Origin of the sequence: Mycobacterium sp. 852013-51886_SCH5428379, assembly GCF_001665575.1 — a bacterium.
Lineage (GTDB): Bacteria > Actinomycetota > Actinomycetes > Mycobacteriales > Mycobacteriaceae > Mycobacterium.
In genome coordinates this window covers 1-556 of record NZ_LZSU01000048.1, presented here as the reverse complement: position 1 = coordinate 556, position 556 = coordinate 1, and the positions used below count along the sequence as shown (strand labels likewise).

At 68.5% G+C, this 556-nt stretch carries 1 protein-coding gene; it reads left to right on the top strand.

Annotation, left to right across the window (positions count from 1 at the left end):
• Window positions 1–556, top strand: a 556-nt coding sequence (locus tag A5757_RS19685; RefSeq protein WP_156618575.1) for a DUF222 domain-containing protein, incomplete at both ends; no start/stop codon positions are given.

The window sequence follows — 556 nt, the reverse complement described above, 5'->3', positions numbered from 1 at the left end:
CCATGGAAGCGCTGGTGGCCTGGAAAACCGGCGTCACCCCCCGCAACGCCGAGGTCATGGTCACCGTCGCCCGCCGCGCCGAAGAGTTTCCGCGCTGCACCCAAGCCCTGCGCGACGGGCGGCTGTCACTGGACCGGCTCGGAGTACTCGCCGAACACGCCACCGCCGGCTCCGATGAGCACTACATCCAGACCGCCGAGGCCGCCACCGTCACCCAGCTCCGCACCGCGGTCAAACTCGAACCACAACCCCCCAAACCCCAGCCCGCACCGAACGCCTCCATCACCAAACGCGACCACGGCGAGACCACCACCTGGACGATCACCCTGCCCAAACTGGGCGCCGCGAAATTCGACGCCGCCCTGCAATCGCACCGCGACGCCCTGATCGCCCAGTGGAAACGCGACCACGACGACCAGTCCCCCAGCGATCAGGCGGCGCCGTTTCCCACCAACCTCGACGCCTTCATGAGCTTGATGGAAGCCGGTTGGGACGCCGACGCCGCACGCCGCCCCCACGGCCAGCACACGACTGTCGTCATCCACCTCGACCTCGA